Annotated in this window: 24 protein-coding genes; 8 read left to right on the top strand and 16 right to left on the bottom strand. The window is 75.6% G+C overall.

Annotation, left to right across the window (positions count from 1 at the left end; genetic code table 11):
* Position 1: 1 nt before the first annotated feature.
* Genes mftC through mftA form a run of 3 tightly spaced genes read right to left on the bottom strand, consistent with a single transcriptional unit; the run spans position 2 to position 1,669 of the window.
* Positions 2 to 1,225, bottom strand: coding sequence for a mycofactocin radical SAM maturase (gene mftC, locus QOZ88_RS00380; RefSeq protein ID WP_305997859.1), 1,224 nt, complete (start codon positions 1,223 to 1,225; stop codon positions 2 to 4).
* Positions 1,222 to 1,521, bottom strand: coding sequence for a mycofactocin biosynthesis chaperone MftB (gene mftB / locus QOZ88_RS00375; protein WP_305997858.1), 300 nt, complete (start codon positions 1,519 to 1,521; stop codon positions 1,222 to 1,224). Before mftB ends, mftC begins: the two co-directional genes overlap by 4 nt.
* Before the next feature lie 13 nt (positions 1,522 to 1,534).
* Positions 1,535 to 1,669 (bottom strand): mycofactocin precursor MftA, encoded by a 135-nt coding sequence (mftA, locus tag QOZ88_RS00370; RefSeq protein WP_305997857.1) that lies wholly within the window; start codon positions 1,667 to 1,669, stop codon positions 1,535 to 1,537.
* Positions 1,670 to 1,777: 108 nt separating this feature from the next.
* Between mftA and QOZ88_RS00365 the strand changes: the two genes are divergently transcribed.
* The 3 genes from QOZ88_RS00365 (at position 1,778) to QOZ88_RS00355 (ending at position 4,205) form a co-directional block, all read left to right on the top strand.
* Positions 1,778 to 2,374 (top strand): acyl-CoA-like ligand-binding transcription factor, encoded by a 597-nt coding sequence (locus QOZ88_RS00365; RefSeq protein ID WP_305997856.1) that lies wholly within the window; start codon positions 1,778 to 1,780, stop codon positions 2,372 to 2,374.
* Between the two features lie 119 nt (positions 2,375 to 2,493).
* The gene (gene mftD, locus QOZ88_RS00360; RefSeq protein ID WP_305997855.1) at positions 2,494 to 3,726 is read left to right on the top strand and encodes a pre-mycofactocin synthase MftD; all 1,233 of its coding nucleotides are present in this window, start codon (positions 2,494 to 2,496) and stop codon (positions 3,724 to 3,726) included.
* Between the two features lie 56 nt (positions 3,727 to 3,782).
* A complete protein-coding gene (locus QOZ88_RS00355) occupies positions 3,783 to 4,205 on the top strand; it encodes a DUF1707 SHOCT-like domain-containing protein (protein WP_305997854.1) in 423 nt (140 codons plus the stop codon).
* Between the two features lie 7 nt (positions 4,206 to 4,212).
* On the opposite strand, the gene QOZ88_RS00350 is transcribed toward QOZ88_RS00355, so the two are convergent.
* Positions 4,213 to 5,655 carry a bifunctional 3-(3-hydroxy-phenyl)propionate/3-hydroxycinnamic acid hydroxylase gene (locus QOZ88_RS00350; protein WP_305997853.1) on the bottom strand — a complete coding sequence of 481 codons (1,443 nt, stop codon included), beginning with the start codon at positions 5,653 to 5,655 and terminating at the stop codon, positions 4,213 to 4,215.
* Between the two features lie 169 nt (positions 5,656 to 5,824).
* On the opposite strand from QOZ88_RS00350, the gene QOZ88_RS00345 reads away from it, so the two are divergent.
* Positions 5,825 to 6,952: an NDMA-dependent alcohol dehydrogenase gene (locus QOZ88_RS00345; RefSeq protein WP_305997852.1), complete on the top strand. Its 1,128-nt coding sequence runs from the start codon at positions 5,825 to 5,827 to the stop codon at positions 6,950 to 6,952.
* Positions 6,953 to 7,152: 200 nt separating this feature from the next.
* Here the strand turns inward: QOZ88_RS00345 and QOZ88_RS00340 are convergent, their stop codons facing one another.
* From QOZ88_RS00340 to QOZ88_RS00315, 6 genes are all read right to left on the bottom strand, one after another.
* Positions 7,153 to 9,042 (bottom strand): MoxR family ATPase, encoded by a 1,890-nt coding sequence (locus tag QOZ88_RS00340; protein WP_305997851.1) that lies wholly within the window; start codon positions 9,040 to 9,042, stop codon positions 7,153 to 7,155.
* A 102-nt stretch (positions 9,043 to 9,144) separates the two neighbouring features.
* Positions 9,145 to 9,864 carry a hypothetical protein gene (locus tag QOZ88_RS00335; protein WP_305997850.1) on the bottom strand — a complete coding sequence of 240 codons (720 nt, stop codon included), beginning with the start codon at positions 9,862 to 9,864 and terminating at the stop codon, positions 9,145 to 9,147.
* A gap of 98 nt (positions 9,865 to 9,962) precedes the next feature.
* On the bottom strand, positions 9,963 to 10,502 hold the full coding sequence (locus QOZ88_RS00330; protein ID WP_305997849.1) for an MOSC domain-containing protein: 540 nt from the start codon (positions 10,500 to 10,502) through the stop codon (positions 9,963 to 9,965).
* 29 nt (positions 10,503 to 10,531) lie between these two features.
* Positions 10,532 to 11,653 (bottom strand): XdhC family protein, encoded by a 1,122-nt coding sequence (locus QOZ88_RS00325; protein ID WP_305997848.1) that lies wholly within the window; start codon positions 11,651 to 11,653, stop codon positions 10,532 to 10,534.
* A 41-nt stretch (positions 11,654 to 11,694) separates the two neighbouring features.
* Positions 11,695 to 12,738, bottom strand: coding sequence for a vWA domain-containing protein (locus QOZ88_RS00320; RefSeq protein ID WP_305997847.1), 1,044 nt, complete (start codon positions 12,736 to 12,738; stop codon positions 11,695 to 11,697).
* Between the two features lie 169 nt (positions 12,739 to 12,907).
* Complete coding sequence (locus tag QOZ88_RS00315; RefSeq protein ID WP_305997846.1) at positions 12,908 to 13,795, bottom strand: AAA family ATPase; 888 nt, start codon at positions 13,793 to 13,795, stop codon at positions 12,908 to 12,910.
* A 72-nt stretch (positions 13,796 to 13,867) separates the two neighbouring features.
* On the opposite strand from QOZ88_RS00315, the gene QOZ88_RS00310 reads away from it, so the two are divergent.
* Positions 13,868 to 15,154, top strand: a complete 1,287-nt coding sequence (locus QOZ88_RS00310; protein WP_305997845.1) for a M18 family aminopeptidase — start codon at positions 13,868 to 13,870, stop codon at positions 15,152 to 15,154.
* A gap of 94 nt (positions 15,155 to 15,248) precedes the next feature.
* Here QOZ88_RS00310 and QOZ88_RS00305 read toward each other — a convergent pair whose 3' ends face one another.
* On the bottom strand, positions 15,249 to 16,088 hold the full coding sequence (locus QOZ88_RS00305) for a PRC and DUF2382 domain-containing protein (protein WP_305997844.1): 840 nt from the start codon (positions 16,086 to 16,088) through the stop codon (positions 15,249 to 15,251).
* A gap of 349 nt (positions 16,089 to 16,437) precedes the next feature.
* Between QOZ88_RS00305 and QOZ88_RS00300 the strand changes: the two genes are divergently transcribed.
* A complete protein-coding gene (locus QOZ88_RS00300) occupies positions 16,438 to 17,247 on the top strand; it encodes a DUF3097 domain-containing protein (protein WP_305997843.1) in 810 nt (269 codons plus the stop codon).
* Between the two features lie 97 nt (positions 17,248 to 17,344).
* Here QOZ88_RS00300 and QOZ88_RS00295 read toward each other — a convergent pair whose 3' ends face one another.
* The 5 genes from QOZ88_RS00295 to QOZ88_RS00275 form a co-directional block, all read right to left on the bottom strand.
* Positions 17,345 to 19,990: an ABC transporter permease gene (locus QOZ88_RS00295; RefSeq protein ID WP_305997842.1), complete on the bottom strand. Its 2,646-nt coding sequence runs from the start codon at positions 19,988 to 19,990 to the stop codon at positions 17,345 to 17,347.
* The gene (locus tag QOZ88_RS00290) at positions 19,990 to 20,715 is read right to left on the bottom strand and encodes an ABC transporter ATP-binding protein (RefSeq protein WP_305997841.1); all 726 of its coding nucleotides are present in this window, start codon (positions 20,713 to 20,715) and stop codon (positions 19,990 to 19,992) included. Before QOZ88_RS00290 ends, QOZ88_RS00295 begins: the two co-directional genes overlap by 1 nt.
* On the bottom strand, positions 20,712 to 21,302 hold the full coding sequence (locus QOZ88_RS00285; RefSeq protein WP_305997840.1) for a PadR family transcriptional regulator: 591 nt from the start codon (positions 21,300 to 21,302) through the stop codon (positions 20,712 to 20,714). The genes QOZ88_RS00290 and QOZ88_RS00285 overlap by 4 nt, the downstream gene beginning before the upstream one ends.
* Before the next feature lie 153 nt (positions 21,303 to 21,455).
* A complete protein-coding gene (locus QOZ88_RS00280) occupies positions 21,456 to 22,286 on the bottom strand; it encodes an aldo/keto reductase (RefSeq protein ID WP_454970285.1) in 831 nt (276 codons plus the stop codon).
* Positions 22,287 to 22,368: 82 nt separating this feature from the next.
* On the bottom strand, positions 22,369 to 23,607 hold the full coding sequence (locus QOZ88_RS00275; RefSeq protein ID WP_305997838.1) for an MFS transporter: 1,239 nt from the start codon (positions 23,605 to 23,607) through the stop codon (positions 22,369 to 22,371).
* A 148-nt stretch (positions 23,608 to 23,755) separates the two neighbouring features.
* On the opposite strand from QOZ88_RS00275, the gene moaA reads away from it, so the two are divergent.
* Both moaA and QOZ88_RS00265 read left to right on the top strand, forming a co-directional pair.
* Complete coding sequence (gene moaA / locus QOZ88_RS00270; protein WP_305997837.1) at positions 23,756 to 24,811, top strand: GTP 3',8-cyclase MoaA; 1,056 nt, start codon at positions 23,756 to 23,758, stop codon at positions 24,809 to 24,811.
* 1 nt (position 24,812) lies between these two features.
* Positions 24,813 to 25,058, top strand: coding sequence for a MoaD/ThiS family protein (locus QOZ88_RS00265; RefSeq protein ID WP_091935140.1), 246 nt, complete (start codon positions 24,813 to 24,815; stop codon positions 25,056 to 25,058).
* Positions 25,059 to 25,074 lie beyond the last annotated feature (16 nt).

Here is a 25,074-nt window from a genome sequence, read left to right as displayed (position 1 = left end):
ATCAGCGCAGGTCGAGGCCCGCCAGCGGTGACTCGTCGCAGATCTTGCTCGGGATCGCGGGGATGCCGAGCAGCGTGGGCTGCCCGCGGACCGGCCCGGTGTGCGAGTGGTCCAGGTGGCTCTTCGGCTTCACCGTCGCGGCGTCGCGGGCGGCCAGCGCCGTCTCGCCGTAGCCCTGCACGCACTCCGGGTCGGGGCCGTCCAGCGGCAGGCCCGTGAAGAACTTCGCCGCCATGCAGCCGCCGCGGCAGGCGTCGAAGTGGGCGCACTTCGTGCAGGCGCCACCGGTCTGCGGGCTGCGCAGGTCGGCGAACAGCTCGCTCTGCTGCCACACCCGCTGGAAGCCGCCCTCGTCGCGCACGTTGCCGGCGAGGAAGTTCTCGTGGATGGCGAACGGGCAGGCGTAGACGTCGCCCACCGGGTCGATCAGGCAGACCACCCGGCCGGCGCCGCAGAGGTTCAGCCCCGGCAGCGCCTCGCCGAACGCGGACAGGTGGAAGAACGAGTCGCCGGTGAGCACCTGCTCGCCGTTCGCCAGCAGCCAGGAGTAGAGCTCGCGCTGCTGGGCCTGCGTGGGGTGGAGCTCGTCCCAGACGTCGGCCCCGCGGCCCGACGGGCGCAGCCGGGTGATCCGCAGCTGGGCGCCGAAGGAGTCGGTCAGCGCCTTGAAGGCGTCGAGCTGCCCGGCGTTCTCCCGCGTGACGACGACCGAGACCTTGAAGTCCTTCATCCCGGCCTCGGCCAGGTTCTCCAGGGCCCGGGTCGCGGTGGCGAACGAGCCGGTGCCGCGCACCCGGTCGTTGACCTCGGCGGTCGCGCCGTCCAGGGAGATCTGCACGTCGACGTAGTCGGTGGCCGCCAGCTGGGCGGCGCGGGCCTTGTCCAGCTTCACGCCGTTGGTGGAGAACTTGACCCCGACGTCGTGGCCGATGGCGTAGTCGAGCAGGTGCCAGAAGTCCGGCCGGACCGTGGGCTCGCCGCCGCCGACGTTGACGTAGAACACCTGCATCCGCTGCAGCTCGTCGATCACCGCCTCGGCCTCGGCGGTGGAGAGCTCGCGCGGATCGCGCCGTCCGGAGGAGGACAGGCAGTGGACGCACGCCAGGTTGCAGGCGTAGGTGAGCTCCCAGGTGAGGCAGATCGGCGCATCCAGCCCGTACTCGAACTGGTCGACCAACCGGCCACCGGTGGGGCGCTGGGGGCGGGACGGCAGGACGGCGGTCATGCGCGCACCTCGATCATCTGGGAGCGGGCGAGATCGGCCAGCGCCTTCACGTAGGCGGGCCGCTGGGCCTCGGGGACGCCGCACGCGACGAGCGTCGCCTCGGCGCTGGGGTGGTCGGCCAGCGCCTCGACGACGGCGACCAGCGTCCTCGACTTCAGGAACGAGAGCTTCCGGTTGCCGAAGTGGTAGACGAGCGCACCGAACGGCTCCGGCCGGAGCGCGACCGACCGGGCCTTCTGCCACGGCAGCGCGGGGTCGAACACGGCTGTCACGTCGGGCCCGGCCGGAGCGGTCATCGGGGCGGGCAGCTCAGTAGACGCCGCACATGCCGTCGATGGAGACCTCCTCGACGAGCGACTCCTCGACGAGGGCCTCCTCGGTCGCGGGAGCCTCCGGGGCCCGGAACTCCACGGCGGGGACGTCGGGCTGGGTGGTCTCGGGCATGGCAGCCTCCGTGAACGCGGTCACATGGACCTGCCGGACGTTAGTGACACCCGGTGCCAGGAGCAACAGCGGGTTCGCCGGCGCCCGGCGGACCGGCACAATGCCCGCGTGGCGGAGACGAGGACGGCGGCCCCGGTCGTCCCCGACGGGCGGGCCCGCGTGGAGCGCGCGGCGCTCGACCTCTTCGCGACGCGCGGGTTCGAACAGGTCACCAGCGACGAGGTCGCCGACTCCGCGGGCATCAGCCGCCGGACCTTCTTCCGCTACTTCCCGACCAAGGCCGACGCCGTCTGGGGCGACTTCGCCGGACACGTCGCCCGGCTGGAGCGGCTGCTCGCCGACGCGGACCCGGCCCAGCCGGTGCTCACCTCGGTCTGCGCCGCCTACGTCGAGGTCAACGACTACCCGGACACCGAGCTGCCGCTGCTGCGCGAGCGCATGCGGCTGATCCTCACCGAGCCGGCCCTGCTGGCGCACAGCCAGCTGCGCTTCGCCGAGGTCGACCGCGTGGTCGCCCGGCACGTCGCGGCGCGGACCGGCGGGGCGCCCGCGGGATTGCTGCCGCGCCTGGTCGCGGCGAGCACCCGCGCCGCCGCGACGACGGCGTTCGAGGCGTGGCTCGCCGAGGCGGGTTCGTCCCTGACCCGGCACCTGCACCTGGCGTTCGACGAGATGGCGGCGGGCTTCCCCAGCCTCCGCGGCTGACCCGGAGGGGCGACCGGTGTGGTCGCCGTCTCACCTGCGGCGCTAGCCTGGCACTCAGTGCCACCGGCCGCCGCGCCGGCCCACCGCCCGGTCGACCGGGCCGGACGAAGGAGATCCCCATGGCCAACGCGTGGTTCGAGTCGGTCGCCGAGGCCCAGCGCCGGGCGAAGAAGCGGCTGCCCAAGGGCGTCTACGGCGCGCTGGTCGCCGGCTCCGAGCGCGGGCTGACCCTCGAGGACAACCTCGCCGCCTTCGCCGAGCTCGGCTTCTCCCCGCACACGGCGGGGCTGGCGAACGAGCGGAACATGACCGTCACCGTCATGGGCCAGCCGATGTCGATGCCGGTGCTGATCAGCCCCACCGGCGTGCAGGCGGTGCACCCCGACGGCGAGGTCGCCGTCGCGCGGGCCGCCGCCGCCCGCGGGGTGGCCATGGGGCTCTCCTCGTTCGCCAGCAAGCCGATCGAGGAGGTCACGGCGGCCAACCCGCAGACCTTCTTCCAGATGTACTGGGTGGGCACCCGCGAGGAGATGCTCGCCCGCATGGACCGGGCCCGGCGGGCCGGCGCCGTCGGCATGATCGCCACGCTGGACTGGTCGTTCGCGTACGGCCGCGACTGGGGCAGCCCCTTCATCCCCGAGAAGATCGACCTCGACGCCGCCCGGAAGTACGCGCCCCAGGTGCTGGTCAAGCCGCGCTGGCTGCTCGACTTCGCCCGGACCCGCAAGCTCCCCGACCTGACGGTGCCCAACATGGTGGCGACGCCGGGCGACCCGGCGCCGACCTTCTTCGGCGCCTACGGCATGTGGCAGCAGTCGCCCATGCCCACCTGGGAGGACGTCGCCTGGCTGCGCGAGCAGTGGGACGGCCCGTTCATGCTCAAGGGCGTCATGCGGGTCGACGACGCCCAGCGCGCGGTCGACGCCGGCGTCACCGCCATCTCGGTCTCCAACCACGGTGGCAACAACCTCGACGGGACGCCGGCCTCGGTGCGCGCGCTCCCCGCGGTGGCCGACGCGGTGGGCGACCAGATCGAGGTGCTGCTCGACGGCGGCATCCGGCGGGGCGGCGACGTCGCCAAGGCCCTGGCTCTGGGCGCCAAGGCCGTCATGATCGGCCGCGCCTACCTGTGGGGCCTCGCGGCCAACGGCCAGGCCGGCGTGGAGAACGTGCTGGACCTGCTGCGCGACGGGCTCGGCTCGGCGATGGTCGGCCTGGGCCGGCCCGACGTCTCCGGGCTCTGCCGCGACGACCTCGTCGTCCCGCCAGGCTTCGAGCGGGCGCTGGGCGACACCGCCGTGGAGAACGCGCTGCTGGCCACCTCGCCCGCCCGCCGGCGGCGCGAGGCCTGACCCGCCCGCACGCCGGAGCGGCCACGCCCGCCGGTCGTCCTGCGAGGATGACCGGCGTGAGCGAGCCGGTCCGGTCCGAGGACCTCCGCATCTCCGACGCCGAGCGCGCGGCCGTCGCGGCGGGGCTGCAGCGCGCCCACGACGCCGGCCAGCTCGACCTCGCGGAGTTCGACGAGCGGGTGCGGGCCGTGTGGGCGGCGCGCACCCGCGGCGACCTGGCCCGGGTGACCGCCGACCTGCCGGCGCTGCCGCCGCCGCCCGGCCCACGCCGGGTGTTCGGCGACGACGACGCCGGCACCGCGATGAAGGTGCTCACCACCATCTGGCTCTGCCTGGGCCTGGTGAACCTCGCCGTCTGGGGGATCCTCGAGGGCACCGTGGGCGGGATCCACCCGTGGTGGCTCTACGTGGCGCTGCCTCCGGGCGCCGTGCTGGGCACGCTCTACGCGATCGGCATCGGCCGGCCGGGCCGCGGCTGACGAACGCTCACACCCGCACGGAGCGGACGATGCGGTCGGGGCGCACGCGCACCAGGGCGGCGCCGCCCAGCCAGCGCCGGAGGGTGCCGGTCGGGTCCTCGATCGGCACGGCGGTCCCGTCGGGCCGGCGGATCCGCAGGTCCGCGGTGATCTCGACGTAGCCGTCGCCGAGGACGTCGTCCAGCCGGCGGGGGCGCCCGTCGACGAGCACCTCCGGCTGCGGGAGGAGCGTCCCGGCCAGCCGGCGGCCGGCCCGGCCCCGGCGCGCCACCAGGGGGCCGCGGCGCAGCGGCGGGGTGCGGCTGTCGGTGGCCAGCCGGGCGACGGCGGGGATGCGGCGGACCGCCGTCAGCACGACCCGCCGGGCGACCGCTCCCCCGCGTCCACCACCGGTCATGAGCCGCCCCAGCAGGAGAGCCACCCGGATCAGCGCGCGGGCGTGCGGCTCGCGCTCGGCGCGGTAGGTGTCCAGCAGCGCCTCCGGCGCCTCCCCGCGGAGGACGGCGGCGAGCTTCCAGACCAGCTGGTGGACGTCGCGCAGCCCCAGGCCCAGCCCCTGGCCGACGAACGGCGGGGTCAGGTGGGCGGCGTCGCCGGCCAGCAGCACCCGCCCGTCGCGCCAGCGGTCGGCGACCTGGGCCCGGAACGTGTACTCGACCGCGCGCAGCACCTCGACGTCGGCCGCGCGCGCGACCGGCGCCAGCAGCGCGGCCAGCCGCTCCGGGGCGGAGAGCTCCTCGGCCGTCTCCCCCGGCGCCAGGCGGAACTCCCAGCGGTAGCGGTCGCCGGTGACCGGCAGAAAGGTCGCCGCCCGGCGGGGGTCGCACACCTGGTGCACTCCGGGCCAGACGGGCAGGGGTGCCGGCGCCCGCGCATCGACCACGAGCCAGCGGTCGGCGGGGCCGAGGTCGACCATCCGCGCCCCGATCAGCTCCCGCACGGTGCTGTTGGCGCCGTCGCACCCCAGCACGGCCGCCGCCCGGACGGACCGTTCCGCACCCGTCGCCCGGTCGGTCAGCCGCACGGTCACCCCGGCGCGGTCCCGCGTCAGCCCGGTCACCTCGCAGCCCCGGTGCAGCGCGATGCCGGACGTCGCCGCCGCGGCGCCGGCCAGCACCTCCTCGAGGTCGGGCTGGTGCACGAACGACCCCTGCGGCCAGCCGTGCGTGCCGGCGTCCGGGGCCCGGCGGAACTCCGCGAGCACGCGGTGCGCACCGTCCAGGAGCCGCAGCCCGGCCATGGGCCGGCACCGCGCGGCGACGTCGTCGGCCACGCCGGCTGCCTGCAGCACCCGGAACACCTCGTCGTCGAGGTGCACCGCCCGGGGCAGCGGGTAGGGCGCGGCGTGCCGCTCCAGGACGACGACCTCCAGCCCGCGGCGGGCCAGCAGCAGCGCCGCGGTCAACCCCACGGGACCGGCGCCCACCACGACCACCGGCCCACCCGTCATGGCGCCAGTCTTACCGACGGCGCGCCGCGGGGTGCAGCACGTTGCACGCGGCACCGAGTGCCTTGACGCGGCGGGTCGCCGCTCAGCAGTCTGTGATGCACTGCACACGACGTACCGACGTGTGCGCGGGCCACCCGCGACGACGCGGGCAGACGGAAGGAAATGCCGGGTGAAGACCAAGGGCGCGGTCCTGTGGGGCGTGGGCGAGGAGTGGTCGGTCGAGGAGATCGAGCTCGGTGATCCGCGGGAGGGCGAGGTCCAGGTCCAGCTCACGGCCTCGGGTCTGTGCCACAGCGACGAGCACCTGGTCACCGGCGGCACCCCGGTGGCCTCCTACCCCGTCATCGGCGGCCACGAAGGCTCCGGCGTCGTCACCAAGGTCGGTCCCGGCGTCACCGGGCTGAAGGAGGGCGACCACGTCGTCACCGCCTTCATCCCGGCCTGCGGCACGTGCCCGCCCTGTTCGCGCGGGCAGCAGAACCTCTGCGACCTCGGCGCCAACCTGCTGGCCGGCACGGCGATCTCCGACGGCAGCTACCGGGTCCAGGCCCGCGGCAAGGACGTCATCCCGATGTGCCTGCTGGGCACCTTCTCCCCGTACATGACGGTGCACCAGGCCTCGGTCGTGAAGATCGAGCCGGACATCCCGCTCGAGGTCGCCGCCCTCGTCGGCTGCGGTGTCACCACCGGCTGGGGATCGGCCACCAGGGTCGCCGACGTCCGCCCCGGCGAGAACGTCGTCGTCATGGGCGTCGGCGGTGTCGGGATGAACGCCGTCCAGGGCGCCGCCGCGGCCGGCGCGAAGCGGGTCATGGTCATCGAGCCGGTCGCCCAGAAGCGCGAGTGGGCCATGGAGATGGGCGCCACCCACGCGTTCGCGAACATCGAGGAGGCCACCCCGGCGATCAACGAGCTCACCTGGGGCCGCATGGCGGAGAAGACGATCATCACCGTCGGCGACATCCAGGGCGAGGACATCGCCGCCGCGCTCAGCGTCACGGGCAAGGGCGGCCGCGCCGTCGTCACCGGCATGGGCAACGCGATGAACATCGACGTCAAGCTCAGCCTGTTCGAGCTCACCCTGCTGCAGAAGGACCTGCAGGGTGCCATCTTCGGCGGCCTCGCCCCGCGCAACGCCATCCCCGAGCTGCTCTCGCTCTACCAGGAGGGCCAGCTCAAACTCGACGAGCTCGTGACCACCAAGTACGCCCTCGAGGACATCAACCAGGGGTACCAGGACATGCGGGACGGCAAGAACATCCGCGGCATGATCGTCTACACCGACGCCGACCGCTGAGCTCGCGGGACGACCGGCCCCGGTAGGTCTCCCGTGACAGTCCGTCTCTGCCCACCCCGAGTGGGCAGAGACGGACTGCGCCGGAGCCACGGTCTCCGCCCGCCTCGCCTCTGCCCCGCAGGAGTGGGCAGAGAGCGACCTCCCCCCGGGGGAGCAGCTGACGTCCCCGGTCGCGACCCCCCGCCCGGCCGCGCGGGCCCTCAGGCGAGCAGACGGGTGAGCGCCGGGCCCAGGTCGGCCAGCGAGCGCACCGGGGCGACCGAGCCCCCGCCGCGCGCCGCCAGCGCCCGCGACGCCGCCAGCGCCTCCTCCTCCGCCGTCCCCCCGGGCAACGGGCACAAGACGTCGAGCCGGTCGATGCCGCCCAGCGCCGAGGCGGCGTCGTCCCCGGCGGTGGCCAGGCAGTCCGAGAGGAGGACGACGAGCCGCTCGTCGGCGTGCGCCGCCGTCCGCAGCTGCGCGGCCGCCGCCCGCAGCGCCGCCGCGAGGTCGGTGGTGCCGTGCCCCCGCAGGCCCACGAGCGCGAGCACCAGGTCCTCCGCCGACCGGTGCCTGCCGTGCTGCTGCAGCACCTCCACGCGGTCGGCGAACGCCAGCACGCTGGTGCCCAGCCGCTCCCCGGCCGCCAGGACGACGCCGGCGGCGGCCACCGCGGCGATCGCCACCCCCAGCCCGCTCATCGAGCCCGACCGGTCGACCACCAGGCACACCGCCCGCCGGGAGCCGGTCCACCGCCGGGTCGCGACGTCCTCGGGGGCCGGCGGCCACGGCCCGCTCCACCGCTCCAGCGTGCGGTCCAGGTCCAGCTCGCCGTCCCCGCCGCGGGCGGTGACCAGCCGCCGGGTGCCCCGCGCCCGGGCAGCGCCCACCCGGCCCACCTGCACGAATACCCGGGCCGCCAGTCGGCGCGCGGCCGCGCGGAGCTCCCGGTCGGTGGCCAGCGCCAGGTCGGCGAGCAGCGCCGCCGCCGCGTCGGGGTCGGCGCCCATCAGCCCGGCGAACGCCTCCTCGTCGAGCTCCCCCACCTCGGGGCTGATCTCGTCGAAGGCGGCGTGCCGCAGCTGCAGCTCCCGGCGCGCGGTCTGCCGCGGGCCCCGTCGGGCCGGCCGCTCACGCCGGGCAGCCCCGGCATCCGGGCCTGCCGCCTCAGGCGGCAGGCCCCCCGCTTTTCCCGGGCCGTCCCCGGCGGGCGACGGCGGCGCCCCGGGTGACGGGTCCGGTGGCGGTCCGGCCTCGGCCGGCCAGACCTGCTCCAGGATCTCGTCGAGCACGGCCTCCGGGGTCCGCTCCACTCCCTCGGTGACCCGGATGCGGCCGGAGAGCGCCGCGTGCAGGGCGTCGCGCGCCGCCTCGCGGGCACCGGCGGCCTCGAGCTGGGCCAGCCCGCGGAGCCGCAGCAGCCCGTCCAGCAGCAGCACCAGGTCGATCGCCCCGCGCACGGAGGAACCGGTGCGCAGGTCGCGGTGCTCGCGGGTGGCCCGCACCAGGGCCACGGCCAGGGCGACCGGCCGGGACCGCGCCCCGGTCACCGAGGCGACGATCTCCCGCTCGGCGGCCTCGTCCTGGTAGCCGAGCACCACCCGGCACATGCGGTCGGCGATCGCCTGGCCCACCCGCGCGGTGCCGATCGCGTCGAACGGGTTCATCGCCGCGATCAGCCGGAAGCCCGCGGCCGCCCGCACCGTGCCCAGCCGGGGGACGGCGATCTCGCCCTCGGTCAGCACCGTGATGAGGACGTTGAGGGTCTCCTCCGGGATGCGGTTGAGCTCCTCCAGGTAGAGCAGCCCCGAGCCGCGCATCGCGGTGAGCAGCGGGCCGTCGGTGAAGCTGCCGGGCACGTACCCCTCGGCCATCACCGCAGCCGGGTCGTAGGAGCCGACCAGCCGGGCCGGGGTCAGCTCGGCGTTGCCCTCGACGAAGACGACGTCGCGGCCCACCTCGCCGGCGACCGCCCGCAGCAGGGTGGACTTGCCCGTGCCGGGCGGCCCCTCCAGGACGACGTGCCGGTGGGTCTGCAGTGCGACGGTGAGCACCTCGCGCTCGCGCCGCAGCCCGACGACCGGGGCGGGGACCGGGGGACCGTCGTTCACCGGGCTCCTCTCCTGCGCCACGACCCTCTGCGCCACGACCCCACCGGGGCCGCGCGTCCGGCCGGGAACCCTCAGCGGGCCCCGGCCGGACGCTACGGCAGATCAGCCGCCGAGGGTGTTCAGGTCGACCGGGTTCTCCGGGGCCGTGATCTCGACCGTCTCGCCGAACTCGCTGAACTCGACGGTGGCCGGGGCGTCGCCCTTGTCCTCGATCCGCAGCGGGTACGGGGCGCCCTCGCCGTCGGCGACGGTGAGGGTGCTGCCGTCCTCCTGCGTGACGACGACGACGGGCTCGCCGTCCACCTCCTCGCTGGTGACCTCGCCGGTGATCTCGTCCCCACCCGAGGCGCGCAGCTCGTCCACGAGCCCGGAGAGGGTCAGCGTGCTGAACGAGCCCGCCGCCTCCTCGGGCATGAGCACCCACTGGCCCTCGAGCTGCCCGGCGAACTCGGCGGGCATGCCGAAGGCGGCCCAGAAGTCGGCCGGGGCCCGGACGTAGGCGCCGCCGGCGGTGTAGACGAGCTCGACGAGCGTGCCGTCCATCGTGATGGTGCCCTGGGCGTCCTCGCCCTGAAGCTGAAGGTCGAGCTCCTGGGTCGAGCCGCTCTCCTGCATCGAGCCGACGACGTGCGCGGCGCCGGCCTCCTCGAGGGCGCTGAAGGCGGCGTCGACCACCCCGGCGGCGTCCTGCTCGGCCAGCGAGCTCCCAGTCTCGGCGGCGCTGGTGGTGGCCGGCGATGCGGTGCCGGCGTCCTCGGAGCCGCCGCAACCGGCGAGCAGCAGGGCGGCGGCGCCCACCGTGGCGAGACGTCGGATGCGCATGGTTCCCCTCGTGTCCGGCGGCGCCGGACGGCCCCGCCGGGCACCATCGTGCCGGGCGCCGGCGCGCGCGGCCGCCACCGGGTGGGCGTGCCCACCGCTCAGGGGCCGGGCGACCGCCGGGGGAGCAGCGGCCGGGCCCGCCCGGCGGCCGCGGGATCCAGCGGCACGGGGCTGTGCAGCACGGCGGGGCCCAGCCGCAGCGCGCCGTCGGAGAGCGCCGCGCAGCGCACGCCCCCGCGCCCGCGCAGACCGCGGTGCGCGCCCGGCGCCAGCACCAGGTCCATCCACGCGCACGGGTTGGCGGCACGCCCTCCGCGCAGCAGCACCGGCCCTTCCCCGCAGTCGAGGGAGAACTCCCGGCCCCGCAGCGCCTCCACCTCCGCGCCGCGCAGCACGACGTTCCGCCGCGCCAGCAGCGGGTCGAACGGCCCGGCGCCCAGCTCGGCGGCAAGTTCCTCCAGCGATTCCACCGCCAGCACGGTCACCTGCGCGTCCCGGTGGGCGGGCTTCCCGGCGTAACGGTCGCCGACGATCCCCACGCCGGCCCGCACTCCCAGCCGTTCGCGCCGGTCGGCCGCCTGCGCGGGCACCGCCATCCCCGGCCGCCCGTCGTACCGGTGCACCGGCGAGGCGAGCATCCCCACCACCTCGACGTCGTAGCGGTGGCTCAGCGGTCGGCCGTCTCGTGGATGGGGCCCTCCACCTCGGCCAGCCGTCGGCCGGTCCCACCCCACCGGCCCTGGATGATCTCCGCGGCGATCGACACCGCCGTCTCCTCGGGGGTGCGGGCGCCGAGGTCCAGGCCGATCGGCGAGGCGAGCCGGTCCAGCTCACCGTCGGTCAGCCCGGCCTCGCGCAGCCGGGCGAGGCGCTCGTCGTGCGTGCGCCGCGAGCCCATCGCCCCGACGTAGGCGACGGGGCTGCGCAGCGCGACCTCCAGCAGGGGGACGTCGAACTTCGGGTCGTGGGTGAGCACGCACAGCACGGTGCGCTCGTCGATCCGCCCGGCGTCGACCTCGGCCTGCAGGTAGCGGTGCGGCCACTCGACGACGACCTCGTGCGCCTCCGGGAAGCGCTTCGGCGTCGCGAACACCGGCCGGGCGTCGCAGACGGTCACCCGGTAGCCGAGGAACGCCCCGACCCGCGCGACGGCGGCGGCGAAGTCGATGGCCCCGAACACCACCATCCGGGCCGCCGGGGCGAAGGAGTTCACGAACAGGGTGAGGTCGTCGCCGCGGCGTTCGCCGTCGTGGCCGACGTGCAGCAGTGCGGTGCGGCCGGCGGCCAGCATGCCGCGGGCGTCGTCGGCGACGGCGTCGTCCAACCGCTGGGAACCCAGCGTGCCCGAGGACCGGTCGGGCCAGAGCACCAGCCGGCGGCCCAGCCGGTCCTCCGGCCCGGCCACCACGGTGACGACGGCGACCGGCTCGTGCCGCCCCACCGACTCCGCGACCTCGCCCAGCTCGGGGAAGGACTCGCGGGACACCGGCTCGACGAAGACGTCGAGGATGCCGCCGCAGGTCAGCCCGACGGCGAACGCGTCGTCGTCGCTGACGCCGTAGCGGCGCAGCACCGGCTCGCCGGTCTCGACCGCGTCCTTGGCCTCCTCGTACACCGCGCCCTCGACGCAGCCACCCGACACGCTGCCGACCGCCGTGCCGTCCGGCCCGACCAGCATCGAGGCGCCGGCCGGCCGCGGCGCCGAGCGCCATGTCCCCACCACCGTGCCCACGCCGACGGTCTCCCCCGCCTGCCACCAGCCGACGAGGTCGTCCAGGACGTCACGCATTCGACCACTCCTCCGGTCCGCGTTGTTCCACGTGCAACGACTCAGGCACGCTGGATCACTCCTGATAGCTCCTCGAACGCGGCCATGCTGTGCCCGGCCACGAAGTTGTCGACCGACGGCAGCGCGGCCTGCATCCCGCCGGTGAGCGGCTCGTACCCCGTGCGGCCCTTGTGCGGGTTGACCCAGACCACGGTGTGCGCCAGCCGCTTGAGCCGCGCCATCTGCTCGGCCAGCAGCGCGGTGTCCCCGCGCTCCCAGCCGTCGCTGCAGACGACGACGACCGCCCCGCGCGCGGTGCCGCGCTGGCCCCACCGGTCGAGGAATGCCTTGAGCACCTCGCCCAGCCGCGTGCCGCCCGACCAGTCGGGGATCGCCTCGCCCCCGGCGGCGAGCGCCCGGTCGGGATCGCGCAGCCGCAGCTCGCGGGTGACGCGGGTGAGCCGGGTGCCGATCGTGAACACCTCGGTCGAGGCCGGCCGGGCCCGGACCGCCGCGTGCGCGAAGCGCAGCAGCGCGTCGGCGTAGGGGGTCATCGACCCGGAGACGTCGACCAGCAGCACCACCCGCCGCGGGCGTGGCCGCGCCCGGCGGTGCACCAGGCGGCTGACCTCCCCTCCGTCGCGCAGCGCCCGCCGCACCGTGCGCGCGGGGTCCACCGAGCCGTGGGCGGCCGGGCGCCGCCGCCGGGCCGGGCGCATCGGCGCGGCGGGGACCAGCAGGGCGAACAGCCGCCGGAGGTGGGCCCGCTCGGCGTCGGTCAGCCCGGCGACGTCGCGGTGCCGCAGCACCTCGTCCGCGCTGGCCCGGGCCGCGAGGTCGGGGGCGTCGGTGTCCTCGTCGCCCTCGCCGGTGCCGGCGTCCAGCGGCGCGCTCGCGGCCAGCCGCGGCCGCGCCTGCGCCGCGGGGGCGGGGCGCGGGCGGCGTCCGGAGAACCAGGCCAGGAACGCGACGTCGTAGCGGTCGAGGTCGTCGGGCCCGGCGCAGAGGGTGAGCCGGCCGGCCCAGTAGACCGCCGAGGGGCGCAGGACGTCGAGGTAGCCGAGCGCGCCGAGCATGGCCTGCACCCGGTCCGGGGAGGCGGTCACACCCGCGTGCCGCAGCGTCCGGGCGAAACCCAGCACCGTGTCGACAACGTCCCGCGCCGGCTCCTTCGAGGCATAGGAAGCTTTACCTACGTCCCGAGCCCCGTGAGCGGGGGTAAAGCTTCCTATGCCTGGGGCGCCGCCGAGTTCAGCGCCTGGGGCGCCGCCGAGTTCAGCCACCGAGCAGCGCCTCCGGGGTCAGCGACCGCACCCGCTCGGTGTCCTCCCGGTACTTCAGCACCGCGCCGAGGGTCCGCGCCGCCAGGTCGGGGTCCAGGTCCCGCGCGCCGAGGGTGTGCAGCGCGGTCGCCCAGTCCATGGCCTCGGCGACCCCGGGCGGCTTGAGCAGGTCGAGGGTGCGCAGCGTCGCCGTCGCCCGGGCCACCTGCCGGGCCAGCTGCTCCGTGACCTGCGGCAGCCGGCGGCGCAGGATCGCCACCTCGCGGTCGAAGTCGGGGTGCGCGAGCCAGTGGTAGAGGCAGCGGCGCTTAAGGGCGTCGTGCACCTCGCGGGTGCGGTTGGAGGTGAGGACGACCAGCGGCGGGATCTCCGCCCGCACGGTGCCGAGCTCGGGGATGGAGATCGTGAAGTCGGAGAGGATCTCCAGCAGGAACGCCTCGAACTCGTCGTCGGCGCGGTCCACCTCGTCGACGAGCAGCACGCTCGGGGCGTCCTCCAGCGCCTGCAGCAGCGGCCGCGCGAGCAGGAAGCGGCGGTCGTAGAGGGACGCCTCCAGCCGGGCGGGGTCGTCGGCGGCGTGCGCGGCCTCGGCGGCGCGCAGGTGTAGCAGCTGGCGGCCGAAGTCCCAGTCGTACAGCGCCTGGCTGGCCTCCAGCCCCTCGTAGCACTGCAGCCGGTAGAGCGGCCGGTCGGTGATCTGCGCCAGCGCCTGGGCCAACGCCGTCTTCCCGACGCCGGCCTCGCCCTCGAGGAACAGCGGCCGGTGCATGGCCAGCGCCAGGTGCGCGGCGGTGGCCAGCCCCTCGTCGGCGAGGTAGCCGGTGCCCTCGAGCGCGGCGGACAGCTGGTCGGGGCTCCCGGGCACCGTGCGCTCGCTCACACGCAGCAGCATCCCACCCCGCCGCCGGCGACCGCGCCCGCACCGGGTCCCGGCGTCGGGCACGATGACCGCATGCCGACCGCCGCTCCCGATCCGCTGGCCCTGGGCGACGACCTGCGCGCCTTCGTCGACGCCTCGCCGTCCCCCGCCCACACGGTCGCCGAGCTGGTGCGCCGGCTGGGTGCCGCCGGCTTCACCGAGCTCGCGGAGGCCGACGCCTGGGCACCGGCCCCGGGCGGCCGGCACTTCGTCGTCCGGCACGGCAGCGTGATCGCGTTCCGCCTGGGCAGCGGCCCGCTCGCCGAGACCGGGCTGCGGCTGGTCGGCGCGCACACCGACTCCCCCACGTTCAAGGTGCGCCCGCGCTGGGAGGTGCGGCAGTCCGGCTACCGCCTCGTGGGCGTGGAGCCCTACGGCGGCGGCCTGTGGCACACCTGGCTGGACCGAGAGCTCACCGTGGCCGGCCGGCTCGTCCTCCGAGGCGGGCGCACCGCCCTGGTCCGGCTGCCGGGCGCCCCGCTGCGGCTGCCATCGCTGGCGATCCACCTCGACCGCAGCGTCCGGGAGGGGCTGACCCTCGACCCGCAGCAGCACCTGGTGCCGGTGTGGGACCGCGACCTCGGCACCGGTCCGGGCCTCGCCGATGCCCTGGCCGACGCCGCCGGCGTGGACCTGCGGGACGTCGTCGGCACCGACCTGGTGCTGGCCGACACCCAGCCCTCGGCGCGCGCCGGCGCGGACGGCACCTGGGTGGCCGCGCCGCGGCTGGACGACCTCGCCTGCTGCCACTCCGGGCTGCTCGCGCTGCTGGCCGCACCGGCCGGGGCGCGCACGCAGGTGCTGGTCTGCAACGACCACGAGGAGGTGGGCAGCGGCTCGATGTCCGGCGCCCGAGGCAGCTTCCTCGAGGACGTCGTCCGCCGGCTGGCCGCCGCGACCGACCCCGGTGACCCGCAGGCGGCGCACCGGGCGCTCGCCCGCTCGGTGCTCGTGTCGGCCGACATGGCCCACGCCGTGCACCCGACCCGTGCCGAGCGGCACGAGCCCGCGCACCGGCCCGAGCTCGGTGGCGGTCCGGTGCTCAAGGTGAACGCCAACCAGGCCTACGCCACCGACGCGGCGTCGGGCGGCTGGTTCACCGAGCGCTGCGACGAGGCGGGGGTTCCCGTGCAGACCTTCGTCACCCGGGCGGACCTGCCCTGCGGCAGCACGATCGGGCCGCTGACGGCGACGCGGCTGGGCGTCACCACGGTCGACGTCGGCGCCCCGATGCTCGCCATGCACTCCTGCCGCGAGCTGGCCTCGGCCCACGACGTCCCGCTGATGGTCGGCGCCCTCACCGCCTGCCTGGGCGACTGAGCCGCCCGCAGCGCACGACGACGGCGGCCGACCGGAGTCTGGTCTCGGTCGGCCGCCGCGCGTCAGGTGCCCCCGGCCCGGAGCCGGGGCGCGCTCACATGCGCCGGTTGGCGTCGTCCGCGCCGTCGACCTCGATCTCCTCCTTGCGGAGGGTCTCGTCGACCTGCACGTTGTCGCTGACGGTCTCCTTGTCGAGGCGGACGCGCTCGACCGGCGTGGCCTCCTTGGAGACCACCGGCTTCTCGGCGCGGAGGGTGACCTCGTGCTCCTCCTCGCTGATCGCCGGCCCATCCATGGCGTCGCCGACGTTGGCGTCCGTGATCGGCTCGCGCTCGACCCGGACCTCCTCGTGGGACACGGGAACGGTCTCGCTGACGTTCTCGCTCACGACGTACTTGCGCAGCCGGGCGCGACCGGTCTCCTCGGAGCGGGTGCCGACGTCCAGCCGCTCCTCCGAGCGGGTCATGGCGTTGTCGGTGGTCGGGCCCGAGGTGTCGTGGCCCACCGTGCCCCGGGTGTCGGTGCGCGCGGTGTCGGTGCGGTCGGTGTCGACCATCCCGGCGGTCCCGGCCATGCCCGTGGTCTCGGTCGTGGTGACGGTCTCCGTGCGGCCGGTCGTCCCGGTGCCCAGGCCGTAGTACCGGTACAGCTCCTCTTCCTCCTGCGGGGAGAGGTGACCGTCGGTGTCGATCTTGGGTGCGTCCTTGACGCGGTCCTTGCTGACCGCTACCCGCACGCCGTCGTCGGTCAGGTCGGCGTCGCGGATCGGGACGAAGGACTCCTTGGTCCCGAACAGCCCGGTGCGGACGGTCACCCACTCCGGCTGGCCGGTCTCGTCGTCGAGGTAGACCTCGGAGGCGGACCCGATCTTCTGACCCTCGGTGTCGTAGACGTCCTGGCCGATCACGCGGCTGATGGTCTCGGTGCCGATCATCGTCGTTGTCGCTCCCAACTGAGCTCGGGGGATGTTCGTCGCTGGGATGGGTGACCGGCACGGTGGCCGCGAAACGACCGAGCCGAGATCAACAGCGGCCGGATCCGGCGCCGCCACCGCCCGCCAGAGCCGGCGCCGAGCCGCTCCGGGCCTCCCGGCACGCGTCTGCGCAGGTCACACCTGCTGTCCCGGGCGTACCGGCACTGCCCGGCCGCACGCGTGACCAGCGGTATCGGCCGTGACTCTCCGTGTTGTGCGGCCGCTCGGGCGTGTCATGCGGGATCGGTCCGGCACACCCTCCCCGGCGCGTCGTCCACGACCGCGCGCCCGACCTGCCTAGCGTCGTCGCGTGCCTCCCCGTTCGCCGTACGACGACCTGGTCCACCCCCGCACCGTCAAGAAGCCGGTGCCGCAGGTCGAGGCCGAGCGCGACCTCGTGGTGGAGGACCCGAGCTCCGGGTTCGTGGGCGCCGTGGTGCGCTGCGAGAAGGACGTCGTCCACCTGGAGGACCGGTTCGGGAAGGTGCGCGCCTACCCGCTCGGGCCCGGCTTCTGGGTCGACGGGCGGCCGGTCGTGCTGGTGCGGCCGAAGCCGGCCGCGCCGGCCGGGCCCGCCCGCAGCGCCTCCGGCTCGACCTACGTCGCCAACGCCCGCGCACGGGTGGCCCGCGAGGGGCGCATCTACGTGGAGGGCAAGCACGACGCCGAGCTGGTGGAGAAGGTCTGGGGCCACGATCTGCGCATCGAGGGCGTCGTCGTGGAGCCGCTGCACGGCGTCGACGACCTCCCGGGCATCGTGCGCGAGTTCCGCCCGGCGTCGGGGCGGCGCCTCGGCGTGCTGGTCGACCACCTGGTCACCGGGTCCAAGGAGTCGCGCATCGCCGGGCAGATCACCGGTGACCACGCGCTCGTGGTCGGCCACCCGTTCATCGACATCTGGCAGGCGGTGAAGCCCTCCGTCGTCGGCATCAAGGCCTGGCCGACCGTGCCGAAGGGTGAGGACTGGAAGACCGGCGTCTGCCGCCGGCTGGGCTGGGAGGACGACACCGGCTACGTCTGGGCGCAGCGCATCCTGGCCCGCGTGAAGGTCTGGACCGACCTGGAGCCCACCCTCATCGGCCGCGTCGAGGAGCTCATCGACTTCGTCACCACCGACTGACCCCGGCCACGATCAGGGAACCTGATCATGGTGTGTCCTCCCCCACGGTGTGCGGTGAGGGAGGACGCCGCGCCGCGAGGGAGGACGCCGACCGCGGTCACCCCGGCAGGCGCGACACCATCGGCAGGCGGGACCGGACGACCAGCCCGGTGACGGCCACCGCCATCAGGGGGACGGCGAAGGCGACCGCCGCCAGCAGCAGCCACGGGACGTCGACCACCGGGTTCACCCCGGCCCCGTAGTCGGTGCTGGTGAGCGGGTAGGCGACCGCGATCCCCGGCGCGAGCCCCACCAGGGTCCCGAGCAGCGCTCCCCCGCCGGCGATCACCGCCGCCGAGCCCATCGCCACGAACCGGCGGGTGCGCGGGGCGGCCCCCAGGGCCGCGAGGGTGGCGAAGTCCGGCCGCGCGTCGGACAGCGCCAGCCCGGTCGCGGTGCCGGTGGCCACCAGGACCAGGACCGAACCGAGCGCGAGCAGCACCAACCGCGGCAACGCGAGGTCGTCGCTCCACCCCCGCTCGACCCGGAGCTCACCAGCGCCCAGGGCGCTCAGCAGCCGGTCGGCCCGCCGCTCCTGCTCGGGGGTGACCGGGTCCCCCGGCCCGCCGACGACCAGCTCGATCGGCGTGAACTCGACCGGCAGCCGGTCGGCCAGGGACGGCGGCACGAGCACGGCGGCAGGGATCCTGGTCAGCCCGCCGTCGTTCGGCGGTGGGATCGGGACCTCGACGGCGGGCAGCGCCGCCGTCGAGGTGACCCGCCTCTCCCCGTTCTCGTCGTAGGCCACCGCGGCGAGCTGCACCTCGCCGCGCTCGTCCACGGCCCCCGAGCCGAACACGACCGCCGTGCCCTCCGCCAGCGCACGGGATGCCGTCTCCGGCAGTCCGCGGGGAGTCAGCGCCTCGGCCCCGCCGGCCTCGACCACGAGGAGCGAGCCGCCGGCAGAGACGGCCCCCGAGACGTCGGGAAACCAGGTGCAGTCGACCGGCCCGGTCGTGCACCCCGGGGTCACGGGCGCGAGCTCCCGCCAGCCGTCCGCGCCCCCGGTGTCGGCCACCCGGACCAGGTGCACGTCGCGGCCGGGGACCTGATCGCGGAGCGCCTCGGCCACCTGGGCGCGGCTCTGCTCGTCCAGGCCGCCCAGGTAGGCGATGCCGGCGCCCTCGACGGCCGCTGGCTGGTAGTCCCGCCGGTCCTGGGCGCTGTCGCTGGCGCTGCCGACCAGCAGCGCGGTGATCCCGGCGACGGTCGCCATGACCGCCGCCAGCGCCGGTGCGGTGCGGCCCCGGTTGCGGGTCGCGTCACGCACGGCGATCCGACCGGAGATGGGCAGCCGCCGGGCCAGCGGGGCCAGCAGGCCCAGCAGCCACGGGGTCGCGGCCACCACCCCGAGGACCAGCAGCACGGCGCCCCCGGCGATCCCGAGCTCGGTGCCCCGGGTGCCGAGGACGACGAGCGCCAGGCCGACCGCCGCCAGCACCAGCCCCAGCACGGGTGAGCGCCACGAGGTGCGGGCCTGCCCCCGCCGCCCGGCCAGCGCGTCGACGACCGGCATGCGTGCCGCCTGCCGGGCCGGGACGGCAGCTGCGGCCAGCCCGGCCAGCACCGCGACGGCGACCAGGCCGACCAGGTCGAGCACCGGCACCTCCGCCGGGCCGGCGCCGAGTTCGACGAACGCGCCGATCACCGGCACGAGCACCAGCCCCAGCCCGGTGCCGAGACCGACGCCGAGCAGGGCGCCGACCCCGCCGAGGACCAGGCCGGAGGCCAGCACCACCCGGCGCAGGTCCCCGGGGGCGCCGCCCCCGGCGGCCAGCAGCGCGAGGTCGCGCCGTTGCCGGCGCACCCCCACGGCGAAGGCCGGCCCGGCCAGCAGCACCACCTCCAGGAGGATCGAGACCCCGATCAGGGCGAGGACGGCGACCCCCGCGTCCGGACCGGTCCCCCACCCACCGCCCGGCTGCCACGCCTCCGCCGGCGGCGGGTCCTCGGCGACCTCCCGGGAGAGGACGGCGAGCCCCTGCTCGTTCAGGTCCTGCACGGCCGCCCATTCCAGGCCGCCGGGGACGTCGGCGTAGAAGGTGGCGCCGGTGCGCACCAGCAGGTCGGCCCGCTCGGCGCGTAGCAGCATCAGCACGCCGGTGAACTGGCGCGGCTGCCGGACGACGCCGACGATCCGCGCCGGCACGTCGTCGCGGGTCAGCGCCAGCTCCTGGCCGACCACCAGGCCGCGCTCGGCCAGCTGCGGGCTGATCGCCACCTCCCCGGCGCGGCTGGGCAGCCGGCCCTCGACCAGCTCCAGCGTGCCGGCGAGCAGCGGGTCGCCCGGATCGGCGGCCAGCGCGTTCACGCGGGCGTAGCCGGAGTCGGTCCGGTACCGGGTGCGCCCGCTGACCGCCTCCACGACGCGCGACCCCTCTGGCAGGGCGGCGGCGACCTCCGCGCGGCTCCACGGCTCCTGGGCCGGGGGCCCGTCGCTGCCCACCAGCTGGCCGCTGGCTGGGTCGACCCAGACGGGACTGCGGAAGGCGGCGGTGATCCGCGCGTCCGCGCCACCCAGAAGCGCGGGCCGCGCCTCCTCCGCGCTGACGTCCACGGTCCGGGCGAAGGTGTCGGCCGCCGAGACCGCGAGCACCGGCAGCCCGATCATGAGCAGGACCAGGGCGGTGCGGCCCCGCGCCCGGCGGGCGTCGCGACGGGCGATCCGGACAGCGAGGCGCCAGCGGGTGAGCCAGCGGCCCATCACGCCCCGCCGGCGGCGAGCAGCGACTCGGCCGGCGCGACCGGACCGCTCTGGTCGACGATCACACCGTCCCGCAGGAACACGACCCGGTCGGCCCAGGCGGCGTGCCGGGCCTCATGGGTGACCAGCACGCCCGCCGCCCCGGCCTCGCAGCGGGCTCGCAGCACCCGCAGCACCTCCTCGCCGGTCGTGGAGTCCAGCGCGCCGGTGGGTTCGTCGGCGAGCAGCAGCCGGCGCGGCCCGACCAGCGCCCGGGCGATGGCCACCCGCTGCTGCTGCCCGCCGGACATCTCGTCGGGGAAGCGCCCGGCCAGAGCACCGACGCCGACCTCCTCCAGCGCCGCCCGCGCGGTTCGGCGGGCCACGCCGCCGCGGACGCCGTCGAGCTCCAGCGGTAGCGCCACGTTCTCGACCGCGGTCAGCGAGGGCAGCAGGTTCAGGTCCTGGAAGACGTAGCCCACGCTGCGCCGTCGGACGGCCGCCACCTGGGCGGGGGAGAGGCCGGCGAGATCCCGCCCCTCGACGCACACCCGGCCGCCGGTCGGCGAGTCCAGCCCGCCAGCCAGCTGCAGGAGCGTGGACTTGCCGGACCCCGACGGGCCCATGACCGCGACGAACTCACCCGGCGAGACGGACAGGTCCACCCCGCGCAGCGCCTGGACGACGACGTCGCCCTGGCGGTGCTCGCGGGTCACGCCCGACAGCTCGAGCAGCGGCGCGCTCATCGCCGGCTCCGCTCGACCGCTGGGGCCTCGGTCGCCGCGGTGGCCGGCCCGGGGGCGGGGCGACGGGTCGCGGCGCGGGCCACGCGGGCCTCGCAGTGGTCCAGCCAGCGGCTCTCCGCCTCGGCGCGGAAGACGAGCGAGTCGAGCACCAGCGACCAGGCGAGGTCCTCGGCACCGTCGCCCGCCCGGGCCTTGAGCCGGGTGAGCTGCTGGAGGCCGGTCATGGTCGCGGTCCGCTGGGTCTGGACGACGGCGAGCACGTCGACCCCCGGCGTGGTGACCGCGAGCGCCAGCTTGATCGCCAGCTCGTCCCGCGGCGCCCCCTTCGGGCTGACCGGCGAGCCGAACCAGCCGCTCACCTCGGCCCGGCCGGCGTCGGTGAGGCGGTAGGCGATCCGGCCGTCGGCGTCCGGGGCACCGTCCTGGACGACCAGGCCGTCCCGCTCGAGCCGGTCGAGGGTCGAGTAGACCTGCCCGACGTTCAGCGGCCAGGTCGCCCCGGTCGCGGCATCGAACTCGGCGCGCAGCTGGTACCCGTGGCTGGGCCCGCGCTGGAGGAGGGCGAGCAGACCGTGTCGGATGGACATGGATACGGAGTATGCATACGCGGTATGGCCCAGGCAAGACCCCCCGGTTCCGTGTCGGCTCCCGGCCGATGATCAGGTGACCTGATCACCAGGGATCCTGGCTCACGGTCGACGGCGAGCCAGGACCCCGTGCGGTGAGCCAGGACGGGCGGCTCAGCCCGGGATGTAGTTGAAGCTGTCCGGGTCGGGGCCGGTGCGCTCGCCGCGGTCGAGGCCGGTCAGCGTCGCCAGGTCGCCGGTCTCGAGCTCGAAGTCGAACAGCGCGAAGTTCTCCGCCATCCGCTCGCGCGAGGAGGACTTGGGGAAGACGACGTCGCCGCGCTGCACGTGCCAGCGCAGCACCACCTGGGCCGGGGTGCGGCCGAGGCGCTCGGCGATCGCGGTGATGGCCGGGTCGTCCAGCACCTTGCCCTGGGCGATCGGCGACCAGGCCTCGGTCACGATCTCGTGCTCGGCGTCGAACGCGCGCACGTCGTCCTGCGCGAGGTAGGGGTGCACCTCGATCTGGTTGACGGCCGGGACGATCTCGGTCTCGTCGAACAGCCGCTGCAGGTGGTGCGGCTTGAAGTTCGAGACGCCGATCGCGCGGCAGCGGCCGTCGCGGTAGATCTCCTCCAGGGCCTTCCAGGTCTCGACGTAGTCGACGTCGATGCCCGGCAGCGGCCAGTGGATGAGGAACAGGTCGAGCTGGTCGAAGCCGAGCTCGGCCAGCGTCCGGTCGAAGGCGCGCAGCGCGTCGTCGCGGCTGTGGAAGCCGTTGTTCAGCTTGCTGGTCACGAAGATCTCGCCGCGGTCGATGCCGGAGCGGGCGACGGCCTCGCCGACGCCCTTCTCGTTGCCGTACATCTCGGCGGTGTCGATGTGCCGGTAGCCGACCTCCAGCGCGGTCGCCACGGTGTCGGCGGTCTCCTCGGGCGGGACCTGGTACACGCCGAACCCCAGCTGCGGGATCTGGACGCCGTTGTTGAGTGCGAGAGAGGGCACGGTGGCCACAGGCTGATCCTTCCGGTTCGGGGGAGGGCCGCGAGCCGCACGATCGGTCGTGCGCGATCGGCCCGCACCCCGCCTACCCGGTGGTGCGGTCGTCAACCAACCCCGCGGGCGCCGGCCGGTCGGCGACCAGCGCCGCGCCGCCGAGCCCGAGCAGCGCCACGAAGGCGGCCGCGACCGCGGGCACGGCGAACGCCGTCTCGGCGCCCCAGGCGTCCACCGCGGCCCCCGCCACCGCCGAGCCGACGGTGACGCCGAGGGTGAGTCCGGAGATGGTCCAGGCCAGCGACTCGGTGAGCAGGCCGGGCGCCGTGCGGGACTCCACCAGCGAGGTGCCCGAGACCAGCACCGGCGCGATCGTCAGCCCCGCGAGGAAGCCGACGCCGACCAGCACGGCCAGCGACCCGACGCCCCACAGCAGCTGCGCGGCCAGGCCGAAGGCGACCGCCGTCGCCACGAACCGCGTGGCCAGCGTGCCGGGCAGCCGCGCGAGCCCGTAGACCAGGCCGGCCAGCAGGCTGCCCGCGGCGAAGACGGCGAGGGCCACCCCGGAGAGCGCCGGTGCGCCCTCGGCCTCGGCGAAGCCGGCCACCACGACGTCGATCGCGCCGAACACGGTGCCCACCGCCAGGTAGGTGACCGTGACGACCAGCAGGGTCGGCGTCAGCACCGCCCACCACCGGGCGGTGGAGGGTCCGGCGACGGGGTGCGGCGGCGGATCGGTGTCGCGCAGCGCGGCCAGCCAGAGCCCGCCGACCGCCCCCAGCACGACCCCGGTCAGGAAGCCGACGGGCGGGGCCAGGAGGGTGGCCAGGAGCGTCACCAGCGGCGGGCCGACGACGAAGACCACCTCGTCGGCCACGGCCTCGAAGGCGAACGCGGTCTGCCGGCCGGCGCGGTCGAGCACCGCGGCCCACCGCGCGCGAACCAGCGAGCCGATGTTGGGGCTGCTGCCCCCGACCGCCGCCGCGAGCACGAACCAGCTCCAGCGGGGCGCCCCGCCGACCACCGCGGCGACGAAGGCGACGCCCGAGAGCGCGAAGACGACCATCGCCAGGCGGAGCACCGGCCCCTGGCCGCGGCGGTCCATGGCCCGCGCCCACTGGGGCCCGGCGACGCCGTAGCTGAGGGCGAGGGCGCCGGAGACGGCGCCGGCGAGGCCGTAGCTGCCGGTCTCCTGCGAGACGAGCAGCACCGCCCCCAGGCCGAGCATGGGTGCGGGGAGCCGCCCCACCCACCCGGCCAGGGAGAAGGCCACGGAGCCGGGGACGGCGAACAGGCGGCTGTAGGGGCTGAAGACGGTGCGGGCCGACACGGTTCTCTCGCGCTTCCTGGCCACAGGCGAGTGCGGGACGTCCTCCGCCGGTCTCTCGGGTGGCGAGGGCACGGTAGCAACGGCTCCCCGGCGACGCCCGGGCATTTCCACCCGGCCACGTGTCGCCGGTCGCGGCTACATTCGGGCCATGACCGGCGCCGACCTCCCCGATCCCGCGGTCCGCCGCGCCGTGGGCGCGGTGGCCCCCGGGTCCGGCGGCCTGGTCGACCGGTACGGGCGCACCGCCACCGACCTGCGGGTGTCGCTGACCGACCGGTGCAACCTGCGCTGCACGTACTGCATGCCGCCCGAGGGCCTGCAGTGGCTGCCCAAGGTCGAGCAGCTCACCGACGACGAGGTCGCCCGCCTGGTGCGCATCGGGGTGGAGCAGCTGGGCATCCGCGAGGTGCGCTTCACCGGGGGCGAGCCGCTGCTGCGCCCGGGCCTGGTGGGCATCGTCGCCGCCGCCACGGCGCTCCACCCGCGGCCCGAGGTCAGCCTCACCACCAACGCCATCGGGCTGTCCCGGACGGCGCCGGCGCTGGCCGAGGCGGGGCTGGACCGCATCAACGTCAGCCTGGACACGCTGGACCGCGAGCGCTTCAAGCAGCTCACCCACCGCGACCGGCTGGACGACGTCCTCGCCGGGCTGGCCGCCGCGCGCGACGCCGGGCTCACGCCGGTGAAGGTCAACGCCGTCCTGCTGCACGGGATCAACGACGTCGACGCGGTGCCGCTGCTCGACTACTGCCTGGAGCAGGGCTACGAGCTGCGCTTCATCGAGCAGATGCCGCTCGACGCCCACCACGCCTGGACCCGCGGTCGCATGGTCACCGCCGAGGACATCCTGGAGCGGCTGACGGGGGCACACGAGCTCACACCCGACAGCGAGGAGCGGGGTTCCGCGCCGGCCGAGCGCTGGCTGGTCGACGGCGGCCCGGCCACGGTCGGGGTGATCGCCTCGGTGACCCGGTCGTTCTGCGGCAGCTGCGACCGCACCCGGATCACCGCCGACGGGCAGATCCGCAACTGCCTGTTCGCCCGCGAGGAGTCCGACCTGCGCACGGCGCTGCGCGAGGGCGCCACCGACGCCGAGCTGGCCGACCGCTGGCGGATCGCCACCCTGGGGAAGCTGCCCGGCCACGGCATCGACGACCCGAGCTTCCTGCAGCCGAGCCGTCCCATGTCGGCGATCGGGGGTTGAGATGCCCGCCGTGATCGTCCGCTACTTCGCCGGCGCCCGCGCCGCGGCCGGCGTCGACACCGAGCCCTGCGAGGCCGACACCCTCGACGAGCTCGTCGTGCGGGTCTCCGGCGCCCACGGCGAGCGGCTGGAGCGGGTGCTCACCGCCTGCTCCTTCCTGGTCGACGGTGCCCAGCCCCGCGACCGGGCGGCCCCGCTGCCCGCCGGCGCGGTCGTCGACGTCCTCCCGCCCTTCGCCGGAGGGTGAACCGCGCTTTGCCGCG

The sequence above is a fragment of the Blastococcus carthaginiensis genome (assembly GCF_030731085.1).
Classification (GTDB): Bacteria; Actinomycetota; Actinomycetes; order Mycobacteriales; family Geodermatophilaceae; genus Blastococcus; species Blastococcus carthaginiensis.
Note: the sequence above shows the minus strand (reverse complement) of the source record. Positions and strands in the feature narration are given on the sequence as shown.

Coding starts and splice junctions, on each gene's coding strand:
- mftC (WP_305997859.1), bottom strand. CDS start 1,225: ATGACCGCCGTCCTGCCGTCCCGCCCCCAGCGCCCCACCGGTGGCCGG.
- mftB (WP_305997858.1), bottom strand. CDS start 1,521: ATGACCGCTCCGGCCGGGCCCGACGTGACAGCCGTGTTCGACCCCGCG.
- mftA (WP_305997857.1), bottom strand. CDS start 1,669: ATGCCCGAGACCACCCAGCCCGACGTCCCCGCCGTGGAGTTCCGGGCC.
- mftD (WP_305997855.1), top strand. CDS start 2,494: ATGGCCAACGCGTGGTTCGAGTCGGTCGCCGAGGCCCAGCGCCGGGCG.
- QOZ88_RS00350 (WP_305997853.1), bottom strand. CDS start 5,655: ATGACGGGTGGGCCGGTGGTCGTGGTGGGCGCCGGTCCCGTGGGGTTG.
- QOZ88_RS00335 (WP_305997850.1), bottom strand. CDS start 9,864: ATGCGCATCCGACGTCTCGCCACGGTGGGCGCCGCCGCCCTGCTGCTC.
- QOZ88_RS00330 (WP_305997849.1), bottom strand. CDS start 10,502: ATGCTCGCCTCGCCGGTGCACCGGTACGACGGGCGGCCGGGGATGGCG.
- QOZ88_RS00325 (WP_305997848.1), bottom strand. CDS start 11,653: ATGCGTGACGTCCTGGACGACCTCGTCGGCTGGTGGCAGGCGGGGGAG.
- QOZ88_RS00310 (WP_305997845.1), top strand. CDS start 13,868: ATGCCGACCGCCGCTCCCGATCCGCTGGCCCTGGGCGACGACCTGCGC.
- QOZ88_RS00305 (WP_305997844.1), bottom strand. CDS start 16,088: ATGATCGGCACCGAGACCATCAGCCGCGTGATCGGCCAGGACGTCTAC.
- QOZ88_RS00295 (WP_305997842.1), bottom strand. CDS start 19,990: ATGGGCCGCTGGCTCACCCGCTGGCGCCTCGCTGTCCGGATCGCCCGT.
- QOZ88_RS00290 (WP_305997841.1), bottom strand. CDS start 20,715: ATGAGCGCGCCGCTGCTCGAGCTGTCGGGCGTGACCCGCGAGCACCGC.
- QOZ88_RS00285 (WP_305997840.1), bottom strand. CDS start 21,302: ATGTCCATCCGACACGGTCTGCTCGCCCTCCTCCAGCGCGGGCCCAGC.
- moaA (WP_305997837.1), top strand. CDS start 23,756: ATGACCGGCGCCGACCTCCCCGATCCCGCGGTCCGCCGCGCCGTGGGC.
- QOZ88_RS00265 (WP_091935140.1), top strand. CDS start 24,813: ATGCCCGCCGTGATCGTCCGCTACTTCGCCGGCGCCCGCGCCGCGGCC.